Annotated in this window: 13 protein-coding genes; 6 read left to right on the top strand and 7 right to left on the bottom strand. The window is 69.3% G+C overall.

What is annotated here, in order from left to right; all coding sequences use genetic code 11:
* Window positions 1–62 precede the first annotated feature (62 nt).
* From VG561_RS14755 to folE, 4 genes are all read right to left on the bottom strand, one after another.
* Window positions 63–3443 (bottom strand): ATP-binding protein, encoded by a 3381-nt coding sequence (locus VG561_RS14755; protein ID WP_032960149.1) that lies wholly within the window; start codon window positions 3441–3443, stop codon window positions 63–65.
* A 16-nt stretch (window positions 3444–3459) separates the two neighbouring features.
* Entirely contained in the window at window positions 3460–4161 is a 702-nt protein-coding gene (locus tag VG561_RS14750) for a DUF4194 domain-containing protein (RefSeq protein ID WP_005421303.1), read from the bottom strand.
* Complete coding sequence (locus VG561_RS14745) at window positions 4148–5617, bottom strand: DUF3375 domain-containing protein (RefSeq protein WP_032960145.1); 1470 nt, start codon at window positions 5615–5617, stop codon at window positions 4148–4150. The genes VG561_RS14750 and VG561_RS14745 overlap by 14 nt, the downstream gene beginning before the upstream one ends.
* Window positions 5618–5729: 112 nt before the next feature.
* Complete coding sequence (folE, locus tag VG561_RS14740) at window positions 5730–6341, bottom strand: GTP cyclohydrolase I FolE (protein ID WP_004141296.1); 612 nt, start codon at window positions 6339–6341, stop codon at window positions 5730–5732.
* 592 nt (window positions 6342–6933) lie between these two features.
* Here folE and VG561_RS14735 point away from each other — a divergent pair.
* The 6 genes from VG561_RS14735 to VG561_RS14710 all read left to right on the top strand — a co-directional run bounded on the left by VG561_RS14735 (window position 6934) and on the right by VG561_RS14710 (window position 12614).
* On the top strand, window positions 6934–7389 hold the full coding sequence (locus VG561_RS14735) for a MarR family winged helix-turn-helix transcriptional regulator (RefSeq protein WP_012481667.1): 456 nt from the start codon (window positions 6934–6936) through the stop codon (window positions 7387–7389).
* Between the two features lie 108 nt (window positions 7390–7497).
* Complete coding sequence (locus VG561_RS14730; protein ID WP_010487502.1) at window positions 7498–7707, top strand: DUF1656 domain-containing protein; 210 nt, start codon at window positions 7498–7500, stop codon at window positions 7705–7707.
* Window positions 7704–8621 (top strand): HlyD family secretion protein, encoded by a 918-nt coding sequence (locus tag VG561_RS14725; protein ID WP_049442557.1) that lies wholly within the window; start codon window positions 7704–7706, stop codon window positions 8619–8621. The genes VG561_RS14730 and VG561_RS14725 overlap by 4 nt, the downstream gene beginning before the upstream one ends.
* Window positions 8618–10078, top strand: coding sequence for an efflux transporter outer membrane subunit (locus VG561_RS14720; protein WP_014648928.1), 1461 nt, complete (start codon window positions 8618–8620; stop codon window positions 10076–10078). The genes VG561_RS14725 and VG561_RS14720 overlap by 4 nt, the downstream gene beginning before the upstream one ends.
* 3 nt (window positions 10079–10081) lie before the next feature.
* Entirely contained in the window at window positions 10082–12121 is a 2040-nt protein-coding gene (locus VG561_RS14715; protein WP_111205876.1) for an FUSC family protein, read from the top strand.
* Between the two features lie 94 nt (window positions 12122–12215).
* Window positions 12216–12614 carry a hypothetical protein gene (locus VG561_RS14710; RefSeq protein WP_049405551.1) on the top strand — a complete coding sequence of 133 codons (399 nt, stop codon included), beginning with the start codon at window positions 12216–12218 and terminating at the stop codon, window positions 12612–12614.
* 226 nt (window positions 12615–12840) lie between these two features.
* Here the strand turns inward: VG561_RS14710 and recD are convergent, their stop codons facing one another.
* From recD to recC, 3 genes are read right to left on the bottom strand one after another with little or no spacing between them, the layout of a single operon-like run.
* Entirely contained in the window at window positions 12841–14721 is a 1881-nt protein-coding gene (recD, locus tag VG561_RS14705; RefSeq protein WP_423179727.1) for an exodeoxyribonuclease V subunit alpha, read from the bottom strand.
* On the bottom strand, window positions 14718–18395 hold the full coding sequence (gene recB, locus VG561_RS14700) for an exodeoxyribonuclease V subunit beta (protein ID WP_423179726.1): 3678 nt from the start codon (window positions 18393–18395) through the stop codon (window positions 14718–14720). The genes recD and recB overlap by 4 nt, the downstream gene beginning before the upstream one ends.
* Entirely contained in the window at window positions 18392–21736 is a 3345-nt protein-coding gene (gene recC, locus VG561_RS14695) for an exodeoxyribonuclease V subunit gamma (RefSeq protein WP_262093448.1), read from the bottom strand. Before recC ends, recB begins: the two co-directional genes overlap by 4 nt.
* Between the last annotated feature and the right edge of the window lie 86 nt (window positions 21737–21822).

Below are 21822 nucleotides of genomic sequence, written 5' to 3'. Positions count from 1 at the left end.
TCGTGAACCCCGCCCATGGGTAATGCCGGCCGCTGGCCGGCATCCCCATTCAATCGACCGGGTCAGGCTTCGGCTTCTTCCGGTTCGTTGGCCTGCTGGCGGCTGCGCTCGGGCAGCTTCAGGCGCTTGCCTTCTTCGTCGTACTCGATCAGCAGCACGCCGGAGTCGTGGCGGCCGCTGATCTCGACGAAGCAGGCGCCACCGATGAACGGCTCCAGCGTCATCACCGACTTCAGCGGAGTGGCGACCACCATCTGGAAACCGAAGTTGTCGAAGATGTTCATCGCCAGCGCGGTGAACTCGTTGTCGGCCTTGTCGAAGGCTTCGTCGAGCACGACGGCGGCGTAGCTGGGCAGCTGGCTGTCGGCGCCGCCGAGCTGGTAGCGCAGTGCCGCAGCCAGGCAGGTGGTGGCCAGTTTCTGGCGCTGGCCACCGGACTTGCCCGCGCCACTACGGTAGATCTCGACCTGCTGGCGCGTTTCCGCATCCAGCTCGACGCCGATGAACTCCACGTGCATGCGTACGTCCAGCACCAGCTCGCGCCAGCGCTTGTCCTCGCCTTCCTGCGAACCCAGGCGGTTGACCAGCTGGCGCAGCACGGTGAACTGCGATTCGGCCAGCTCGCGCTGCTCGGTCTGCTGCTGCGCCAGCACCTCGCGCAGCTGCAGGTGGAACTCGCCGACTTCCGGCAGGCGGCGGTCGCTCAGTTCGATGGTCAGCAGCGTGCCACGGTTGAACGGCACCTGCTCCAGGCTGGCGTTCACTTCGTCCAGGCGCTGGCCGATCGACTTGCGGGCCTCGGCGCTGTGGCGCTGCAGGGCCAGCAGGTTGTTCTTGCTCTGGTTCTGCAGCAGATCGAAGAAGCGCTCTTCGTGCTGCGGCAGGCCGTCGCGCTCCAGGCGCTCGAGGCGGGCAAGGAAATCCTCGGCCGAGGCCACCGATACGGTGAAGTCGCCCGATTCCTCCGGCCACTGCTGGATGAAGCGACGGAAGCAACCGATCAGCTGGTTCTCGATGCGGTTGAGGTCCTGCTGCGAGGTCGACAGCTGCTCGTTCAGCGCGTTGCTGACCTGGCGCATGTGCGCCTCCAGCGTTTCCAGGCTGAGCGGGCCCTGCTCCTGCAGGCGCTCGGCGAGCCCGGCTTCCTGCTCCTGGGCAAGGCTCGGCAGCACCAGCGCACGGCTCTGCTGGCGAGCGCGGTCGAGGCGATCGCGTTCCTTGACCAGCTGCCCGCGCTCGACGCGGACGTCTTCATAGGTGCGGCGGGCCTGCTCGATGTCGGCGCGCACGGCGTCGATCTGCTTGGCCAGCTTGGCCAGGTCGGCATTGCCTTCGCGCAGGTCGCGCAGGGTGGCCTCGATATCGGTCAGGCGCTGCTGCGGGGCGGCGATGTCGATCTCGTTCCAGCTGATGCTGACCAGCTCGTGGCAGGCCAGGCGACGTTCGTTGTCGCGGTCACGCTGCCCACGCAGGCGCGCGATGTCGGTCTCGCAGCTGGCGATGCGCTTGGCCAGTTCCTGGGCTTCGCGCTCGAAGGCGCCCACCTTGTCGTGGTTGTTGAAGCCGAGGATCCAGCGACGGCGGTCGCCCACCGCACTGCGGTCGTCCTTCTCGAAGCGGTCGCCGGGATGCTTGACCTGGCCTTCTCGGGTGATGCCGCGGTCGACGTTGCGCAGCTGCTTGGCATCCACGCACTCGTAGTCGAAGCGCTTGCCGAGCTCACGGCGCAGCCAGCTTTCGAACACGTGCTCGCGCAGCTCCAGCTTGTGCAGCAGCGACTTCGCCGACGGCTCGCGCGCGAACGCATCATCGTTGCGGCGCACACGGTAGTAGGTGAAGCGCATGCCCAGGTGAGTGCGATTCACCCACTCGGCGACGTCGTTGTAGTGCTTGTCATCGACCAGCAGCGACAGCGCGAAGCCACCCAGCACACGCTCGATGGCACCCTGCCAGCCCTGCTCTTCCGAGCGGACCTGGATCAGCTCGCCGACGAACGGCAGCGCCGCCTCGGCAATGCCGGTTTCCTCGGCCAGGCGCGCGCGCAGCTTCTGCATCGGCGCCGGGATGTTGGAGGGCGTGCGCTGCATCGCTTCGAGTTCCGCACGGACTTCGCCGAAACGGCGCTCGTCATCGCGCTTGCCACCCAGGCGATCGCTGATCGCATCGTCCAGCGCCGAGGAGGCACGCTGGCGGTCCTGCAGTTCGTTCTGCGCACGCTCGACCAGCTCGGCGAAGCCGTGTGCGTCGTCCGGAAGTTCAGCCCCCAGCTGCTGCGCGGCCAGGCTTGCCTGCTCGCGCTTGGCTTGGCGGCGGTCACGCTCGGCTTCGGCGCGGCCCTGCTCGCGTTCCAGTTCCTCGATGCGCTCACCGCCCTGCTGGCGACGCTGCAGTTCCAGTTCGGCCAGGCGCTCGGTGTGGTTGTCCAGTGCGGCACGGCGCTGGGCTTCTTCCCCGAGCAGGCCACGGTCACGCACGTCCATCTCGCGCAGGCGCGCCTCGATCAGCGCCTGGCGGCGGCTTTCACGGAAGCTGTCGACGCCAAGCTTGAGGGCTTCGTCGTCGCCGCGCCGGCGGTGCATTTCCTTCAGGTCGTTGTAGTAGGCGCGTGCCGGCAGCAGGGTCTCCACCTGGCGGCGGGCGGTGACCACGGCCTGGTGCGCGCCATCGAGTTCGGCGAAGTCGCTGACCAGGCGCTCGGCGGCGTCGAAGGTCTTCGGCGTGTCGAGCATGAAGTCGCGCAGGAAGACGTTGAGGTCGCCCAGGTTCTTCGCCGACTGCGTCTTGTGCAGCAGGCGCAGCGCCATCTCGTTGTCGATGCCGAGCAGGTCGCGGAAGCGCTCGGCGTAGCCGGAGAAGGTGTCGAAGTGGTGCAGGTCGGACAGCTTCTGCTTGAGCTTGCGCAGGTCCAGGTCGAAGCCGCCAAGATCCTTGGCGATGTCGAACGGACGCTCGGCGATCATGTAGTGCTTGCGCACGTCACCGGCCGAGGTTCCGTTACCGGAGATCCACAGCAGGCGCACGAGGCTGACCACGCGGCCATCGCCGGCGCGGTACTCCAGCACCAGCGCAGTCCAGGTCGCGCCCTTGCGAAGGTACTGGGTGGCGATTTCGCCAGTGCCGCTGTCCTGCTGGTCGGCCCACGCGCCACGCACGTAGGACACCAGGTTGCGGTCGCGGCCACTGCGCTCGGCTTCACGCGCGGCGGCGTTGAAATCGACGATGGCCGGCGGCGTCAGCAGCGCGGACATGGCATCGAGCAGGGTCGACTTGCCCGAGCCGGAACGGCCGACGAACAGGAAGCCACGCTCGGCGATCGGTACTTCGGTCAGTCCGTTGAACGTGCCCCAGTTGTGTACCTGCAGGCGACGCATGCGGAACTGCTGCAGGCGCGGGTCCGGCAGGCCTTCGTTGAACAGGGCGGGAGTGTGCTTGGAGATAGCCATGCGATGGTCGGGTCTCTCAGGCCTCGGCGGCCGGGGTTTCACGCAGCTGGCGGTAGACCGCCGAAAGCTGGGATACGTCTTCGGCGGAGAACAGCAGCTTCAGCGCCGGCGAGACTTCGTGGCGGTCTTCCTGGCCGCTGAGGCGGGTCAGGATGTGGTTGTCCTTCATCTTCTGCACCGCCGAGGCGACACGGCGGTTGAAGCCGGCGCGGTCGGTGGACAGGTTCTTCTCGTAGATGGCCAGCGCTTCGGCCATCTCGGCGTCGGCGACCACCGCGCGGTTGCCGCGCGCATCGGCCTCGGCCAGCTGCTGGCGCAGGTACAGCAGCAGCACCGAATCGATGAAGGTCAGCGGCGAGGTGCGCAGCAGCACCGGCGCATCCACGTCTTCGGTATCGGCCTGGCGGGTGAAGGCCACGCCGCTGTCACGGTCGAGCACCAGTTCCAGGAACAGGTCCGCCAGCGAGGAGCGGATGGCCGCCTCGCTGCGGATCAGTGCCGGCCACAGCTTGGCGTGGCGCAGCTGGTCGATGCTGGGGCCGATCAGCAGCTGGCACAGCGCGCGGCGTGCATCCAGCGGCAGGCGCCCGGTGTCGCCGAGGTAATACACGTCATTGCCACGGCGGGGCTGCGCCACGGCCGCCACCGGTTCGGCTTCGTAGGCGTCTTCCGCCACGTCGGCCTGCGGTGCGTCGATGGGATCTTCATGCCAGCTCATGGCGTCTCTCCTGGGTGAACCAAACCAGCGGGATGCGGGCGCGACGGACCTGGCCGTCGCCACCACGCCATTCGGCAAGCTCCTGCTCACCAGCGATCACGTTGCCGAAGCGCGTGCCCAGCGACAGGTAGCCGATGACGCTGCCGAGCCCCTGCGGTGCTTCGCGCTGCGACAGTGCCTGGGCGATGCTGAGCCGCGGCTGTGCATCGAGCAGGTCGTGCAGGTCGCGGCGCAGGGTGCGGAAGTCGATTTCAGACGAAGCGACCAGGTCACCGACGCTCTCCAGGCTGATGGCTGCGGCGTCGTTGTACTCGACGTTGCCATCGACCTGGGCGCTGCGCGGATCGTGCAGCTTCCACTGCGACCACGAGCGCAGGCGGCTGGTGGTCAGCTGCAGGTCGCGGCCGATGCCGCGTTGTGCGGGGAATTCGTCGCGCAGGGCCAGCGCTTCGGACTGCGCCTGCTTCAGCAGCTGGTTGAGGCGGCGCTGTTCCAGATAGCCACGGCTCTGCACGAAGCCACGCAGGCTGCGCGCGAAATTCTGCAGCACGTCGTGCACCTGGCCACCGCGCTCGAGCATGGTGCTGGTGAAGCCGCGCAGGAAGTTGCGTTCGTTACGGTCCAGGCGGCGGGCGAAGCCACGCGCCAGCACCGCTTCCAGCGCGGCATCGAGCTGGGCGCTCTGTTCGGCGTCGTTGAGCAGGCGCCAGAAGGCCTGGAAGCTGCGACCGGCATCGCTCTCGCCGATCACATCCACGCCTTCGAACAGCTGCGACAGCACATCGCCGCGCTCGCCCTCGTCGTCGATGATGCGTTCGCGGAAGTCGCGGTTGAGCTGCTCGAAATCGTCGCGCACGCGACGGAAATCCTCGGTCAGCTCGTCGGCCAGGCCGATGATCTGGCGCGCACGCTCCAGCGCGCGCTTGCCATCCAGCGCGACCACGCGGCCGGCGCCGACGCGGGCGATCTCGGCGTCGATGCGGTCGCGCTCGTCGCGCAGTGCCGACAGGCGTGCGTCCGGATCCGATTCGGTCTGCGCGGCCAACTGCGAGAGCTGTTCGATGACCAGCGCCAGGCGGCTTTCGGTGGCGGCCACGCGGGCCTGCTCAAGACCATCGGCGAAGCGGATGGCCTGCAGTGCCGCAGTCGACAGCTCGTACTGCTCCTGGTCGGCGCCTTCGGGCAGGCGGCGTTCCAGCCAGCCCTGGGCCAGCCAGTGCGCGATGTAGGCCTGCGCGGTACGCGGCAGCTCACGCGACAGTTCGTCGCCGTTGAGCTGGTCCAGCGCACGCTGCAGGCGCTCGTTGAGCACCGACGACGGCAGCGTGCGCTCGCCGTCCATCAGCAGCCCCTGCAGCAGGCCGATGATTTCCGGGGCGTGGTCGGCGGCAAGCAGCTTCCACTGGGGCTGTTCGCGCAGATGGCGGTAACGGGAGATGCGTTCGCGGTGCTTCATGCAGCGAAAGGAGTCATGAGGGCTGGCGGGGACGAGCAGCCGCCCGCGGCGGCCGCGCGGGCAGCCGTGGGCATGCCGGCCCGCAGAGGCCGGCGCAGTGCGGTCAAGCGGCTCAGCGCTTGCCGCCCACTTCGATGAAGCGCAGGAACTCGGCGCGGGTACGCGCGTCGTCGCGGAAGCTGCCCAGCATCTTCGAGGTGACCATGCTGACGCCGCGCTTGTGGATGCCGCGGGTGGTCATGCATTCGTGGGCACCTTCGACGACCACACCGACGCCGATCGGCTGCAGCACATCCTGGATGCACTGGGCGATCTGCGCGGTCATCTTCTCCTGCACCTGGAAACGGCGGGCGTAGGCTTCGACGACGCGGGCCAGCTTGCTGATGCCCACCACCTTGCCGGCCGGCAGGTAGCCGACGTGGACGCGGCCGATGATCGGCGCCATGTGGTGCTCGCAGTGGCTTTCGTACTCGATGTCACGCAGGACGATCAGTTCGTCGTAGCCGGCCACTTCCTCGAAGGTCCGCTCCATGTAGGCGCGCGGGTCGTCGCGGTAACCGCTGAACCAGTCGCCATAGGCTTCGGCGACACGGCGGGGGGTATCCAGCAGGCCTTCGCGGGACGGGTCCTCACCGGCCCAGCGCAGCAGGGTGCGCACGGCATCCTCGGCCTGGTCCTGGGTCACGTCGCCCTGCGGGGCGGCCTTTTCGTTGTTCTTGCTCATTGCGTACAGCGTCCCGAACGGGGGGCGAGCATCGTACCCGACCGGGGGGTGGGTCGTCCTGTTGGGACGGTTCATCGGGGGTCTCTTGCAGCGCCTCGGTGCTGCTGAGCGAGAGGAGGAGGGGCAGGCCGGGCAGGACACGCCGCAAGTACGTCCCTGTAGGCTCGGCCACGGCATCCATGCCGTGGACGGTCCTGCCCGGCCTGCCCCTCCCCCTCTCCGACGGTTTCCTGCGGGCGCGGCCGGACCGCCCGAAAGCGGGGGCAAAAGCGGGGGTTCATGGCTTCGGAAGCACCGCGGGCCGCTGCTGCGGTGGGTGCGGGCCGTTGGTCCGCACTGCTCCTGCCTTTAAAGAGCCAACCCACCGCGCTCGCGGGGTGATGGGAGGGCAGCGGGGGCGGGGCGGGGCAGGACCGTCCGCGGCATGGATGCCGCGGCCGAGCCTACAGGGACGTACTTGCGGCGTGTCCTGCACCGTCCGGCCCCCGCTGCCCCACCCGACACCAGGCAGGCGCAACGCTTTCCCCGCTACACCCCCATTCAGAAAAACCTATTGATAGGAATGAAATTAGTAGTATCCTATCTATCTCTTATGGACCGACCCCTCGACGAGCGCACCGTGCTGCAGATGCAGCTCAGCTCCGGCCTGCTGTACGCAGGGCGGCAGTGGCAGCGCCTGGCCGACAGCCGGCTCGGCAGCTACGGCATCTCCACCGCCTGCACCATGCCCCTGCTGATGATCGGCCGCTCCGGCGGTGGCATCCGCCAGGTGGCGCTGGCCCAGCAGCTGGGCATGGAGGGTCCTTCCCTGGTGCGCCTGCTGGACAAGCTGTGCGCCAGCGACCTGGTCCGCCGCGAGAGCGACGCCAGCGACCGCCGCGCCAACCTGCTGTGGCTGACCGACGCGGGCCATGCGCTGGTCAGCGAGCTGGAAGACCAGTTGATCGGCCTGCGCCAGGACGTGTTCGGTGAGCTTTCCATGGATGAACTGCACGCCGTGCTGAAGGCATGGCGCCTGCTGGCCGAGGCCGCCGACCGCATCACGTAAGACCGCTGCCCCCGAATACCGCCGCTGCCGTGCACACGCCAGCGGCTTTTACCCGTTGCTGTTGTTTCGTTGTTCCTCCCCTCCCCCACCTCGCCCCCGCCCCTACCGATGCCCGGTGAATTCAGTCTCCACGGAGTGTTCGTCCCGACCCTACTCGGGCTGATGTTGTTGGCCTACCTGGTCAACAGCGGCCTGCACGCGCTGCTGCAGCGTGCCGGCGCCTATCGCCACGTATGGCACCCGGCGCTGTTCAACCTGGCCCTGTACGGGATCGTGCTTGGCCTGCTGTTCCACCTCCTGCGTTGGATGCAATCGTGAACAAGATCGTGAAGAAGACCCTGCCGGTGCTGCTCACCAGCGCAGCCGTGATCATCGCCCTGCTGGTGCTGCGCCAGCTGTGGGTCTATTACATGGATGAGCCGTGGACCCGCGATGCCCATGTCGGCGCCGACGTGGTGCAGGTGGCGCCGGACGTGTCCGGGCTGGTGGAAACGGTGCAGGTGGCCGACAACCAGGCGGTGAAGAAGGGTGACCTGCTGTTCGTGGTCGACCGCGCCCGCTACCGCATCGCGCTGGAGCAGGCCCGCGCCAACCTGGCCGAGCGCCAGGCATCGGTGGCGCAGCTGCGCCGCGAGATCGGCCGTGACCGCAGCCTGCAGGACCTGGTCGCCGCCGAGGACGCCGAAGTGCGCCGCGCCAAGCTGCAGGCCGCACAGGCTGCGCTGGCCACCGCACAGGCGGCGGTCGACCTGGCCGAGCTCAACCTGGGCCGCACCGAAGTGCGCGCACCGGCCGACGGCCGGGTCAACGACCGCACCCTGCGCGTGGGCGACTACGTGGTAGCCGGCAAGCCGGTGCTGGCGCTGCTGGATACCGGCTCGTTCCGCATCGATGGCTACTTCGAGGAAACCCGCCTGCGCGGCGTGGCCCCGGGGCAGCGCGTGGACATCCGCCTGATGGGCGAGTCGGCCCCGCTGCGTGGCCACGTGGAAAGCATTGCCGCCGGCATCGAAGACCGCTACCGCAGCAACGGCAGCACCCTGCTGCCGAACGTGACCCCGGCCTTCGACTGGGTGCGGCTGGCACAGCGCATTCCGGTGCGCATCGCCATCGACGAAGTACCCAAGGGCGTGGAACTGATCGCCGGCCGTACCGCCACGGTGACCGTGGACACCGGCCGCCATCCGCACAACGACAAGGCCGGCACTGCGCCGACACAGGCGGGCCTGTGAACGCCGCCCTCCCCCGTCTCGGCCTGATCGTTGCGCTGGCCAGCCTGGCGGCCTGCAAGACCGTCGGCCCGGATTACGCCCTGCCGGAAGGCTCGGCCTTCAAGCGCCCGCAGGCCAATGCGGCCTTCATCGATACGCAGAACCCGCAGGTGGCCGCCAACCAGGCGCTGCCCGACCGCTGGTGGTCACTGTACAACGACCCGGTGCTGGACGGCCTGATCACGCAGGCGCTGCGTGACAACGTCGAGCTGAAGGCCGCCGATGCACACCTGCGCCGTGCCGCGGCGGTGTACGAGCAGGCGCTGGACGCCGGTGGCTTCGAGTACGAGGCCGAGGCCGGGGTCAGCCGCGCGCAGCTGTCGGCCGAATCGTTCCTGCAGGAGCACGAGCTGCCGGTGATCAACCTGGCCGATGGCAAGTTCGCGGTCAGCTACCAGTTCGACCTGTTCGGCAAGCTCAAGCGCGGCGCCGAGGCAGCGCGTGCCGACGAGCAGTCCGTTGCTGCCGCGCGCGACCTGGCCCAGGTCAGCGTGGTCGCGCAGGTGGCCGACAGCTATCTGGAAATCTGCCATGCCAACCACGAGCTGCACGTGGCCGAACATTCGCTGCAGCTGCAGCAACGCAGCCGTACGGTCACCGAGCGCCTGATCGCGGCTGGCCGTGGCACGCCGCCGGAACTGGCCCGCGCCAATGCCCAGGTGGCGCTGCTGGAGGCGGCACTGCCGCCGCTGCGCGCGCAGCGTTCGGCGGCCGCCTATTCGTTGGCCGCGTTGCTGGGCCAGACCCCGGGCCAGCTGCCGGCCGGCGTGATCGACTGCGCGCACGCGCCCAGCCTGGCGCAGCCGCTGCCGGTCGGTGATGGGCGTGCGCTGCTGCAGCGCCGTCCGGACGTGCGCCAGGCCGAACGCAAGCTGGCCTCGGCCACCGCGCGGATCGGCGTGGCCACCGCCGAGCTGTACCCGGACATCCGCCTGGGTGCCTCGGTGGGTGCCGCCGGCCTGCTGGAAGACTTCGGCACGCCGATGACCCAGCAGTGGTCGATCGGCCCGCTGATCTCGTGGACGCTGCCGTCCTCCGGCACGCACGCACGCATCCACGCCGCCGAGGCGGGCGCCGATGCCGCGCTGGCCGAGTTCGACCACACCGTGCTGCAGGCGCTGCGCGAGACCCAGACAGCGCTGGACCGCTATGCGCAGGACCTGCGCCGGCTGCAGTCGCTGCGCATCGCGCAGGAGCAGGCCGCACTGGCCGCCGAGCAGAACCGCCGGCTGTACCAGGGTGGCCGTACGCCGTACCTGTCCAGCCTGGATGCCGACCGCAGCCTGGCCACCAGCGATGCCACCCTGGCGGCCGCCGAAGCGCAGGTCTCGCGCGACCAGATCCATCTGTTCCTGGTGCTGGGCGGTGGCTGGCAGGCAAGCGCCACCGCGCCCAACGCCTCGACCGCAGCGAAGTAAACCATGAACGCGCTGACCGACCGCCAGGCCTGGCTGTTCTCGATCAAGACCTACCTGGCCGCGGTGGCCGCGCTGTACATCGCCATGGCCGGCAACCTGTCGCGCCCGTACTGGGCGATGGGCACGGTGTACATCGTCAGCCAGCCGCTGCTGGGCCCAACCCGCGCCAAGGGCGTGTACCGCATCGTTGGCACCCTGGTGGCCGGCCTGGCCACCCTGCTGGTGCTGCCGGCGCTGGTGGAAACGCCGCTGGTGCTGAGCGCGGCCATGTCGATCTGGCTGGCCGGCTGCCTGTTCATGGCCCTGCTCAACCGCGGCCCGCGCGGTTACGCGTTCCTGCTGGCCGGCTACACCACCGCCTTCATCGGTTTCCCTGCGGTGACTTCGCCGGAGACCATCTTCGACACGGTGGTGGCACGCAGCGAGGAGATCATCCTCGGCACGGTCGTGGCGGTGCTGGCCGCTTCGCTGCTGTTCCCGGCCTCGGTACGCCCGATGCTGCGCGCGCGCATCGGCAACTGGATGGAGGACGCCGCGCAGTGGTGCCGGCAGATCCTTGAACGTGGACGCGCGCACGCGCCGCGCAACCGGCTGGCCGCCGACCTGGTGCAGTTCGAGGCACTGATCGAATTCCTGCGCCGCGATGATCCGCGCCATGCCGGGTCTGCGGTGTCGATGGAGCGCCTGCGTGAGCGCATGCTGCTGCTGTTGCCAGTGCTGTCCTCGATTGCCGATCGCCTGAGTGCGCTGCGCAGCGACGGCCAGGCCCTGCCCGAAGGGCTGCCGGCGCTGGTCGATGACATCCACGATTGGCTGGATGGCCCGACCAACGCCAGTGAATACGCCCGCCTGCGCGCGCGCATCAGCGCGCTGAAGCCGCAGGTGGACCGCGACCTGCAGCATCTGCAGCTGGCCAGCCTGCTGCTGCGCCTGGAGGAACTGGTGGACCTGTGGCAGGACTGCCGCACCCTGCAGCACGCCATCGACCACGGCACCGCGCCGCTGGACCGCGCGCATTACCGCATCCGTACCGAACGCGTGGCCGCCGACAAGCACGTCGACTACGGCATGGCGCTGTTCTCCGCGCTCAGTGCCGGCGTGGCACTGATGAGCTACTGCGTGCTGTGGATCGCGCTGGGTTGGGAGGGCGGTGGCAACGGCGCGATGATGGCGGCGGTGACGGCGGCGTTCTTCGCCGCGCAGGACGACCCGGCACCGAGCATGGTGTCGTTCCTGGTGTGGGCCATGGTCGCCTCGGTGGTGGCCGGCGTGTACCTGTTCGGCGTGTTCCCGGCCGTGCACGACTTCGGCCTGCTGGCGCTGGTGCTGGCGGTGGCGTTCCTGCCGCTGGGGCTGATGCTGCACCACCCCAAGAGCGCGCTGTTCGCACTGCCGCTGACGGTGAACCTGGCCGCGCTGCTGAGCCTGCAGAACACCTACAGCGCCAACATCCAGACCTTCCTCAACTCGTCGATCGCGATGTTCATCGGCATTGGCTTTGCGGTGGTGATGACCCGCCTGTTCCGTTCGGTGGGTGCCGAGTGGACCGCGCGCCGGCTGGTGCGGCAGGGCTGGACCACGCTGGCCGAGGCCGCCGAAGGGCGCGGCCAGCAGGACCGCCAGCGCTTCGCCGCACGCATGCTCGACCTGCTGGGCCTGCTCGCGCCGCGCCTGGCGGCGACGCCGGAGGGCAGCGACATCGCCTCGGTGGACATGCTCAATGAAGCACGCATCGGCCTGAACATCCTGCAGCTGCGCCGCGCGCGGCTGGAACTGCCCGAGCGCAGCCGCGAAGCGGTCGAGCACATCCTGGAAGAGGTCGCCGTGCACTACCGGCGGCAGATTGCCGCACGCAAGCCGATGGTGGCGGCCGACGCATTGCGCGAGCGGCTGGATACCTCGCTGGGACGGGTCGGCAGCGTAGCCGCCTGCAAGGCACGCGACGAGGCGCTGATGGGCCTGATCGGCCTGCGCTTCGCGCTGTTCCCGGAGGCGAAGGCGCTGGCGCCGGGCCTGGCCATGAGTGCAGCCGAACAGCCGTAGCGCGATACCCTGTGCAGCCACAGACCTCGTTGCCGGGGTCGGATCCTTCGCCGCGAGCGGAGGCTCTGACCCCTGCTCTGCACAGGAAGCTCCAATGAGTTACGACATGATGGTGTTCGAGGCCAGCGCCGCGCCACGCGAGGCGGCAGCCTTCATCGCCTGGTTCGAAAAGCAGACGCAGTGGAACGAGCGCCACGAGTACGACGACCCGGCAGTCAGCAGCGCGGCGCTGCAGGCGTGGTTCGCGGAGATGGCGCAGGACTTCCCGCCGTTGAACGGCCCATTGAGCAACGACGATGACGACCGCGCCGAGGTGACCGAGTACAGCATCGGCCAGCAGGTGATCTACGGTGCGTTTGCCTATTCGGTGGCCGAGCGTGCGCATGGCCGCGTGCAGGACCTGGCCGAAAAGCACGGCGTGGGCTTCTTCGACGTGAGTGCCGATGAAGCGGCGATCGTGTTCCCAGATGGGCTGGTGTTGATCGCGGAATAGGTGTGGCGGCAGGGCTGCGCCCTGCACCTGCCGAAACAACGTCAACAGCAACGTCAAATGCGTGCTATCCGTGGGTTGGCGGGGTGGGTCCACGCCATGCGTGGATGAACGTCGGAATGATCGAAGTACGCTTCTGTAGAGTCGAGCCATGCTCGACTGCTTTTGCCTGGCGATCAGGTGAAGGGGTCAGAGCCCGTTCCCGGTGGGAAGGGGACCCGACCCCGATTCAGAACAACTGGCCCTGCACCGTGGGCTGTTCGAGGCGCGCCGGTGCTTCGGCCACCGCTTCCGCACCCAGCCGCCAGGCCAGGCCACCCAACCGGCTGGCGTGGCGTTTCAATGCGGCCTGCAGCACCTCTGCGCTGCCCGCCACATGCAGCACCTGGCGGGCGCGGGTCAGGCCGGTGTAGACCAGTTCGCGCGACAGCACACGGCTGTCCTGGCGTGGCAGCTGCAACCACACTTCATCGAACTCCGAGCCCTGTGCCTTGTGCACGGTCATCGCAAAGGCGCTTTCGTGCGCGGGCAGTGCCGCCGGGTGGAAGGCGCGCGGCTGCTCGACGGTGTCGCCGGGGAACCAGGCCACCATCGCGCCGCTGCGGTCGCGCAGGCAGATGCCGATATCGCCGTTGAACAGGCGGTGCCGGTAGCTGTTCTCGGTCACCAGCAGCAGGCGGCCCTGGAAGTAGCCCGGGGTGTTGCCCGCCAGGAGTTGCTCGATACGGCTGTTGAGGCCACGCGCGCCCTGCGGGCCTTCGCGCAGCGCGGTCAGCACGCGCAGTCGCCCGGCCTGCTGCAGGGCAAGCACCGGATCGGCGGCGTCGGCCAACGCACGCCAATGGCCCAGCAGGTGCTCGCGCTGGCCGCGCAGCGGGTCTGCCTCACCTTCATTGAAATGCACGCCTGCCAGTTCACCGCCGCGCAGCAGCTGCAAAGCGGCGACGGCGTCACCCTCGCGCACGGCATCTGCCAACGGGGCCAGCACCAGTGCATCGCTCTGCCGGTACCCTCGTTGCAGCTGCACGCGGCGGCCGGCGAAGGTGTTCGGTTCGGCCTGGGGCTGCAGCGTGGACGGCGCCAGCAATCCACGCAGCGCCTGCGCGTCATCGGCGCGGGTGCCGATGCCATCACCGCTGGCACGCAGGATCGCACTGAGTACGTCGCCGGCCTCCACCGACGGCAGCTGGTCGGGATCGCCGAGCAGGATCAGCCGCGTGCCGCTGGCGATCGCATCGACCAGCTTGGCCATCATCGGCAGATCGATCATCGAGGCTTCGTCGACCACCACCACGTCTACCGGCAGCGGATTGTCGGCGTGGTGGCGGAAGCGCGGCGAATCCGGGATCACGCCGAGCAGGCGATGCAGGGTGGTGCCGGAACTGGGCAGTGCCGCGCGCAGCGCCGGGTCCACGCCGTGCTCCTGCAGGCGCTGCACGGCCAGCCGCAGGCTCTCGGCCATGCGTTCGGCGGCGCGCCCGGTGGGCGCGGCCAGCGCCACCTCGGGCAGCGGCTGGCCAGCGTGCCGGGCCTGTGCGGCCAGCAGCAGCAACAGCCGCGCGATGGTGGTGGTCTTGCCGGTGCCGGGACCGCCGGTGACCAGCGCCAGCGGATGGCGCAGGGTCACGCCGGCGGCGCGTGCCTGGTGATCCTCGCTGCCCAGTGCCTGCGGGAACAGCTGCGCGAACAACGGTGCCAGCGCGGCCATGTCCGGTGCCGGCAGCGGATGCCGGCCGATGCGCTGCAGCCCGGCCGCCAACTGCCGCTCGTACTCGCGATAGCGGCGCAGGTAGAGCAGGCCGTTCTCCAGCACCAGCGGCGCATCCTCGGCGATGGCATCGGCCTGCTCCGGCGTCGCTACCCAGGGCGATGCGCGCAGCTGCGCCAGCCAGTCCTGCGCGGCAGGCCACTCGGGCACGCCGTCCAGCAACCGCTGCGGCTGTGCCGGATCAAACCCGGCGTGGCCCTGCGACACCGCCAGCGAGGCGAGCGCGGCCGCCAGCGCCACACTGTCCGGCGTGTCGTCGCGCAACCGCTGCAGGCTGGTCGCCAACGCGTGATCGAGGGTGCGCAGCAGGCCCTTCTGGTGCAGTTCCTTCAGCAGGCTCATGCGCTGGCCCCACGGGCACGTGCGGCCAGTTCGGCCTGGGCCTGCTCGCCACCTGCGAACAGCGCGTCGAGTGCATCCACCAGCGCGAACGGGAAGCGGTCCACATGCACGCCGTTGCCGGCTGCATCCAGGCCGCGGCAGAACAGGTAGCGGATGCCCCCCATGTCGCGCTCGTAATCGTAGGCCGCGCCCAGACGGAAGCGCAGCCAGCGATGCAGGGCCACGGTATAGATCAGCGCCTGCAGGTCGTACTCGCTGTGGCGCATGGCAATGGCCAGCAGGTCCGGACTGTAGCCGGGCAGCCGGTTGGATTTGTAGTCGAGCACGTACCAGCGCCCGTCGCGCACGTAGGTCAGGTCGATCATGCCGGTCATCAGCCCTTCCAGGCGGCGGCGCTGGCCGAAGCCGCGACGCGCACTGGAAACCCCATGTGCATGCAGCAGCTGCAACAGCGCCGGTACCGTGGTCGGTTCGATGGCAAAATGGAAGTCGATTTCCGCGCGCCGCTCGCCTTCGCCCAGGCTGTGCAGCGCACCGCCCTCGGGCAGTGGCACGGTGAGCGTGTGGCCGACCAACGGCACCAGCACCGCCACGCCATCGTCCAGGTCGACGTCGGCATAGCCTTCATCGTGCAGCGCCTTGCGCAGCACCTCGGCCTGGCCCTCGGGCGCTTCCAGGCCCGGCTGCCAGCCCCCCCACGCAGCGAAGTCGACGTTCTCCATCGCCTCGTGCAGCACGTTGCCGAAGCGGCTGCCCATGAAGCGCGGGTCGACCGGCGGGCTGTCTTCGACGGCGGCGGGTTCCGGCAGCGCGGGCTCCAGCGGCAGTTCCGGGCCCGCGGGTTCGTCGGCGGCGGGCGCCGGCAGCTCGGTGGCGGCGGCTTCAATATCACTGCCAGCGCCCGCGTCGGCATGCGCCAGCTGGGTGAAGCTGTATACCCACCAGTCGTGCGGCACGCGCCGGGTCAGTGCACGCACTGCCGGAAGATCCCCTTCCACTTCGGCCGCCAGCTGCGGCAGCGCGGCCACTGTCTCACTGTCATCGATGTGCACGTCGGCGTGCGCGCGCAGCGCCTGCAGGTCGCCCAGCAGCGGCGCCAGGCGCGTCTTGCCAAGCCCGGCCAGATCACCCACGGCGATCCACAGCGCATGCTCGGCGCGGGTCAGTCCCACATACAGCAGGCGCGCATCCTCGGCCCGCTGCTCACGCTCGCGCTGTGTGCTGGCCGCTTCCCAGGCCTCGTCCCTGTCCAGCTTCCAGTGCAGCTGGCGCTGGCCATCGACGTGCACGGTGCAGTGCGAGGCGGTGTTCGGTGCGCCGCCGTCGATGCCGACGAAGGGCAGGAACACCAGCGGATACTCCAGGCCCTTGCTCTTGTGCAGGGTGATGATCTGCACGCGGCGCGCATCCGATTCCAGGCGCAGCAACTGCTGCTCGTCATCCTGGTCGGCGCTGGCCATCTGCCCCTGCAGCCAGTCCAGCAGGCCATGCATGCCCAGCGCCTGCGCCGAGGCTTCCTGCAGCAGTTCGCCCAGCTGCAGGTAGTTGGTCAGGCGGCGCTCGCCGTCGATCAGCGCCAGCAGGCGTTCGCCGTGCGCGGCACAGACATCGGCGATCACCGCGAACGGACCACCGCGCTGCCAGCGCTCGCGCCAGTGCAGCAGCTGCGCCTGGAACCCGCGCTGCAGGTCGCCCTCGCGCTCCATCGCCGCGATCGCACTGGCCCGCTGGCCCAGCAACACCGTGGCCAGCGCTGCACGCAGGCGGCCTTCGTCTGCCGGTTGCAGCAGCGCCAGCAGCAACGCGCGCAGATCACGTGCCTCACTGGTGGCGAACAGGCTCTGCTTGCCCGCCGCCACTGCGGGTATGCCAACCGCAGCCAGCGCGCGCTGCACCAGCGTGGCCTCGCGATGCGAGCGCACCAGCACCGCGATATCACCAGGCTGCACCGGGCGCCCACGCAACACCGCTTTGCCCGCACGCGCCTCGACCAGGGCCTGGTGGATCGCAGCGACGCAGGCCTGGGTCGCTGCCTCACGCGAGGCATCGGCACTCATCGCCTTGTCACCCCCGCTGCGCAGCACGCGCAGGGTGAGTGCCTTGGCGGCGTGGCCGTCGTGCAGATAGTCCTCATCGGTGCGCACGCCACCGGGACGCACCCGCTCGAACTGGATGTCAGGCTCGAGGAAGGCGTCCTCACCCCCGTTGTCGTACAGCGCCTGCAACGCGCGCAGCACTGACGGTCGCGAGCGGAAGTTCTGGTCCAGCACCGGCGCCTGCTGCGCCACCTGCTTGGCTTTCAGGTAGGTGTGGATGTCGCCGCCGCGGAACCCGTAGATCGCCTGCTTGGGATCGCCGATCAGGAACAGCGCCGGTGCCAGGCCGAGTTCGCGCACCTCCGGCGAATTGCCGAACACGGTGTGGAAGATGTTCCACTGGCGATCATCGGTGTCCTGGAACTCATCGACCAGCGCGATGCGGTACTGCGCGCGCAGCTGCCTTACCAGCGGCAGCCGCTGCGGGCCTTCCAGGGCCAGTGCCACGCCATCGATCAGATCGTCATAGGTCTGCACCCGGCGCGTGCGCTTCAGCGCCTGCAGGCGCTGCATGGCTTCGGCGCGAAGCGCGTGCAGGAAATTCAGCGCGGTACCACGCAGCCAGGCATCGCGTTCGGCCAGCAGCGCGACATAGCGCGCCAACGGCACCTGCACTGGCGACGACGGCGTGCGGTCGGGGAACTTCTTGTTGGTCTTGTCGGCCAGCACCTCCGGCAGCAGTGCCGGCAGGCGCTCGCTGGCCAGCAGCTCGCGCGGGTCGCCCCGCTCGGCCCAGGCCAGCAGCTGCCGGCCCAGCGTGTGCAGCCAACCCAGCTTGTAGGACACCCCGTTGATCCACTTGTTGTCGACGGCATCGCAGAGGTCGATGAAGAACTGCTCGCCATGCCCGCGCAGCGCCTGCTGCAGTTCGGTGGCGGCGGCCTGCAAAGCCGGCTGTGGATCGGCCAGCGCCACCGGCCGCGGCAACGGGTGCAGAGGCGGCGCAGCCAGCAACGCGCGCAGATCGGTGGCCAGCGCGTCCGGGTTGGACCACAGCCAGGTCAGCGGCTCCAGCGCGGCCGCGTCGTTGGCGTGCACCCGCCACAGATCGGCCGCCAGTTCCTCCAACAGCTCACGGTCGCTGGCCAGTAGTTCCGGCGGATCGAAGGTATGGCCGCTCTCCAGCGCATGCTCGCGCAGCACGCGGGTGCAGAAGCCGTGGATGGTGAAGATCGACGCCAGGTCGATCTCATCGGCGGCCACCTGCAGGCGGCGCTTCAGTGCGGCGGCGCTCTCGGTGCCCCCCTGCAGATGGCGCTGCAGCACCTGGCGGGTCAGCCTCGTGTCCGGTGCTTCGCCCTCGGCCGGTTCCAGATCGACCAGGCGCGCGGCCAGCGACAGGCGCTCGCGGATGCGCTTGCGCAGTTCCTGGGTGGCGGCATCGGTGAAGGTCACCGCCAGGATCTGGCCGATGCGCAGGCCCTGCTCCACCACCAGGCGGGTGAAGAGCGTGGCCAGGGTGAAGGTCTTGCCGGTACCGGCGCTGGCCTCGATCAGGCGGATACCATCCAGCGGCAGGGCCAGATAGGGATCGCCCGCCATGCGCTGGGAGTCCTCATCGACGATGGCGGTGCTCATGTGCTGCCCTCCTGGCGTGCATCGGCGCCAAGGGTGCGGCCTTCGCGCACCGCGCTGAAGACCACCTGGCTGTTGCGCAGCAGATCGGCATAGCCGGCGTCGGTGGCAAATGGATCGGCACCGCGCAACAGCAGCTGCCAGGCGTCGCTGCTGGATTCACCCCAACTGCGGTCGCTGCCGTGCCACTGCTTCCAGCCTTCGCTGCGCTGCTTTTCGGCCGGCGCGTTGTACAGCACCCAGCCGGTGTAGGGGGCAAAGCGCAGCGGTTCACGCAGTCCGCGTTGGCGCAACTGCAGCAATGCGCGCAATGCCGCGCGTGCAGCAGGAGCGCTCAGTGCCGGCAGTACATGCGGGCCGGGACCGGCGTCGCCGCCATCATGGAACTGCACCAGCGGCAGGGCATCGCCGGCAGCGTTGGCCAGCAGCCAATCCAGGCCCTGGCGGATCACCGCAGTGCCATTGAGGGTGCCAGCGCGCAGGCGCACCAGCCCGTCGGGGTGTCGATCGGCCACACGGCCATGCAGGCGCACGCCATCGATCTCCACTTCATAGCGGCGGCTTTCCAGCGGCTCGCCCCGCATCCAGCCCAGCAATGCACTGGCATACGGGCGGGTCTTCAACTGCTCCACCTCGAACTGGCGCTCGCCCAGGGGGCCCGACGGCAGCACGCCACGCGCGCGCAGCCGCGGATACAACGGCTCGGTATCGCCACTGAGCGTGGCGCGTACCACCGCCGCCTGCACGCTGCGCTTTTCCGGCCCGCGCGAGGACAGCACCAGCGGTTCCAGGTCATCGACCTCCTCGACATCGTCGGCCAGGCGCAGGCCCAGCGACTGCGCCAGGAACTGCCCGGCCGGATCGCACAGGAAGCGGCGCAGGGTATCGAGTGCAACGTCGTCTTCCACCGCATCGTCGAGCGGCGGCAACGCGGCATCGAACCACGGCTGCAGGCCTCCGCGCGCGCCGGTGAGGCGACCGGCGGCCGGATGCCATTGGCGGCGATAGCTGAAGCGGCGTGGATCACCGTCACCGAACGCCGCCGGAGAGAACGGCTGCAGTGCGTGGCGCACGGTGAAGTCGCGGACCGCCGCAGGCGGATCGAGGTGATACGCAGCGGCGGCATCGATCAGTTCACTGACCAGCACCGACGGCTCACGCGCGCTGCCATCGCGCGGATCGGCACCGAGGTAGCTCAGGTAGAACACCTCCTGCGCGGCGGCGAACAGCTGCAGGAACAGGAAGCGGTCGTCTTCGCGGGTGGAGCGGTCGCCGGGCCGGCGGCGCGGCGTGTCCAGCTCGGCAGTAAGCTGGTTGAGACCGGCAGCCGGGTCACGGCGCGGGAAATCGCCATCATTGAGACCGAGCACGCAGATCACCCGGAACGGCAGCAGGCGCATCGGCACCATGCGGCCAAAGCTGATGCCACCGGTCAGCAGCGGCGCGCGCGTATCGGCCTCGCCCAGTGCTCCGGCGAAGTGCGCGCGCACGACCTCCGGCGGCACCCCGTCCGTGAAGCCGGCCTTGGCGGCATCATCGGCGAACTGGTTGAGCAGCTTGCGCAGGCGCTCCAGGGCACGCTGGCTGTTGGGCGAACTGGGCGCAGTCGGCAGCAGCGCGTCCAGCAGCGACAGCAGGCGTTGCCGCCACTGCGCCGGCGTCAGCAGTTCGCCGAGGCGGCGCTGGTAGACCGCCAACACGCGCAACAGGCGCAGCAGCCGGTCCAGGGCGTCCAATGCGCCGCCCTCCAGCTCGATCCACGGGGCAACACCGGCCAGGTCGGCCTCGCTGCCGGTGGCATGACCGAGCACCAGGCGATCCAGCGCGAACTGCCAGGTGTAGGCGTCGTCGGCCGGGGCCTGGTGCTGGTTGCGGTGCTTCGCATCCAGGCCCCAGCGCGCGCCAGCCTGCTGCAGCCAGCCATGCAGGCGATCAAAGTCCACCGCCTCCAGCCCGGCCGCTTCGGCCAGCGGCGCGCTGGCCAGCAGGTCCAGCACTTCGTTCAGGCCGAAACGCGAGACCGGCAGGCCCAGCAGGTGCACGAACACGTCGGCCAGTGGCTCGCCGGCGAGCGGACTGCTGTCGGCCAGCGCATAGGGAATGTGCTCGTCCTCGCCCCCACGGCCGCCGAACACGGCTTCCAGATACGGCACATAGGGGTCGATGTCCGGTGCAAGCACGGCGATCTCCCGCGCCTGCAGCGGCGGGTCGAAGCGCGGGTCCTGCAGCAGGCTGCGCAGCTGGTCGTGCAGCACCTGCAGTTCGCGCAGGCGGGTATGGCAGGCATGCACCTGCAGGCTGGGATCGTCGCTGCGCAGCCCGTCGCGCAGCTCGCCCGAGGGCAGCGCACGGCGGTGGAACAGATCGCGCTGCAGGCGATGCAGCAGGCTGTCGGACAGTCCACCTTCGGCCAGCGTCGGCCGGGTGTCGTCCTCCGGATCCGAATACGCGGCAATCTCGCCGGCCGGGTGCACCACCTCGTAGCTGCCCAGCACCGCCATGAAATCGCGCCCGGCCGCGCCCCAGGCTTCCAGCAGGCGGTTCTCACCGGCCGCTTCACCGAAGGGATCGGGCGCGCCGCTGCGCAGGCGCTCGGCCAGCGTCTGCAGGTCACCCCAGTACGACTGCACCGGCGTGGGCATATAGAAGTGCAGCTCGCCCACCCGCGCCTGGGTGGCCATCACCCGCAGCACATCGGGCGAGATGTTGAGCGTCGCGAACGCGGACATGCGTGGTGGCAGGCCCTGCGGCAACGGCTGGCCGGCGCCCTCGAAGCGGTCCAGGTAAGCCTGGATGCGGCGCGCGCGGTAGTCGTGGCCAGCGGCGATGCTGCGCCAGAGGATGGCCTGCGGGTCGGCCGGGTCGGCGCCGGCCTCCCAGCGCAGCAGCCAGTCGCGGCGCCAGGCCTGGTACTTCTCGAACACCGACGCCAGTTCACCGGCCAACGCCCACGGCTTCAATGCATCGCTACCGGCAAGATAGGACTGCAGCGCGCGCATCGGTGGCTGCGCCAGCAACGCCGGGTCGCGCAGTGCCTGGTACACCTTCCAGTGCAGGCCGGCCGCGTCCAGGTCGTCGCGTTCGCCGGGCACATTGGCGTTGAGTGCACGGGCAACGAACTCGCCCGGGGTCAGGAACTCAAGATTGGCGGCCACGCCATATTCGGCAGCGAGTGTTGCTTGCAGCCAACGCCGCATCGCCACCTGCGGAATCAGCACCACCTCCGGCGCCAGCAGCGGCTGACCCGCAACCGGCGCACGCACGTTGCGCGCCAGCAGCGCGGCCAGCACGTCCAGGGAGTTGGAATGGTAGAGGCGGAAATCGCTGCCCGGGTCACTCATCATGCACAGTGTGCAGCACGGCAGGCAGTATTCAATGGCCGGCCCATCGCCGGTACGGATTGTTCCGGGCTGCCGGCCGATTATCCCGG

The organism is Stenotrophomonas sp. CASM110, assembly GCF_049384345.1.
In the GTDB taxonomy this organism is placed as follows: Bacteria; Pseudomonadota; Gammaproteobacteria; order Xanthomonadales; family Xanthomonadaceae; genus Stenotrophomonas; species Stenotrophomonas muris.
This window is presented reverse-complemented; position numbering and strand designations above follow the sequence as displayed.

Excerpts from the sequence above, each read along its gene's own strand:
- VG561_RS14755 (WP_032960149.1), bottom strand. The coding sequence starts at position 3,443 with ATGGCTATCTCCAAGCACACTCCCGCCCTGTTCAACGAAGGCCTGCCG.
- VG561_RS14750 (WP_005421303.1), bottom strand. The coding sequence starts at position 4,161 with ATGAGCTGGCATGAAGATCCCATCGACGCACCGCAGGCCGACGTGGCG.
- VG561_RS14745 (WP_032960145.1), bottom strand. The coding sequence starts at position 5,617 with ATGAAGCACCGCGAACGCATCTCCCGTTACCGCCATCTGCGCGAACAG.
- folE (WP_004141296.1), bottom strand. The coding sequence starts at position 6,341 with ATGAGCAAGAACAACGAAAAGGCCGCCCCGCAGGGCGACGTGACCCAG.
- VG561_RS14735 (WP_012481667.1), top strand. The coding sequence starts at position 6,934 with ATGGACCGACCCCTCGACGAGCGCACCGTGCTGCAGATGCAGCTCAGC.
- VG561_RS14730 (WP_010487502.1), top strand. The coding sequence starts at position 7,498 with ATGCCCGGTGAATTCAGTCTCCACGGAGTGTTCGTCCCGACCCTACTC.
- VG561_RS14715 (WP_111205876.1), top strand. The coding sequence starts at position 10,082 with ATGAACGCGCTGACCGACCGCCAGGCCTGGCTGTTCTCGATCAAGACC.
- VG561_RS14710 (WP_049405551.1), top strand. The coding sequence starts at position 12,216 with ATGAGTTACGACATGATGGTGTTCGAGGCCAGCGCCGCGCCACGCGAG.
- recD (WP_423179727.1), bottom strand. The coding sequence starts at position 14,721 with ATGAGCCTGCTGAAGGAACTGCACCAGAAGGGCCTGCTGCGCACCCTC.
- recB (WP_423179726.1), bottom strand. The coding sequence starts at position 18,395 with ATGAGCACCGCCATCGTCGATGAGGACTCCCAGCGCATGGCGGGCGAT.
- recC (WP_262093448.1), bottom strand. The coding sequence starts at position 21,736 with ATGATGAGTGACCCGGGCAGCGATTTCCGCCTCTACCATTCCAACTCC.